This is a genomic window from Companilactobacillus sp. FL22-1 (genome assembly GCF_043951805.1).
Classification (GTDB): domain Bacteria; phylum Bacillota; class Bacilli; order Lactobacillales; family Lactobacillaceae; genus Companilactobacillus.
The window spans coordinates 1-739 of sequence record NZ_JBINJY010000038.1; the positions used below are offsets into that span (position 1 = coordinate 1).

Below are 739 nucleotides of genomic sequence, written 5' to 3' on the forward strand. Positions count from 1 at the left end.
CTCTGGATAAAGTTTTTTCGTGGTACGATCGACCACTTTGTTTAAGAGTTCATCTGCCTTTTTTAATGAGCTTTCTTGTTGGTTAATTGTCAATAATTGTTTAGTCACATCTTCACCAACTGCATGTTTAATTAAGGTGCTATTTTTCCAATTAAATAGCATGCGCCGTTTATCATCTAAGCTCTCTAAACTGATATAAGTTTTCAGTTCATGACTTAACTCATTGACCACCCGTTTTTCATTAAACGAGAAATGTTTGCTTAGACTATCTAAATGACCTCTATTGATTGCTTTTTCTTGGTTATTTTTATAACTGGCTTTGGCCTTGCGATAGTCCTTAACTTGTTGATTAAATTCTTTTCTTTCATGCCGCTTACTATTGATTCCCTCATGTTGAGTTGGAACTTCATCTATTCCTTGATTTTCAAAGGATTTTTCGCTGATCCGATCGGGAATATTTTTTTGCTCTAAAACCTGATTGACACTAACCGACCAATTGTGCCGCCATTCAGTTATTTTTTCTTTTTTATCCCAATCGACCAACCAAATTTTTCGGTTTCTTACATTCCCTGCAGGGGTCTTAGTTTTATTACCATGGCTATCTAAAATGTATTCGGTTTTTGTTTTCTGTCCCCAAGTACCATCGGGGTTAAATGGGCGATTGGTTAACATCACATGAGCGTGCGGATTATCTGGGTGGTCGCGATGAATTGCCACGTCGGCTACCATGCCCTCATCA

The 739-nt window shown here is 37.6% G+C and carries 1 protein-coding gene; it reads right to left on the reverse strand.

The features are described from left to right. On the reverse strand, positions 1 to 739 hold a 739-nt coding region (locus tag ACG72T_RS12555; RefSeq protein WP_395266473.1), incomplete at both ends, for a MobA/MobL family protein.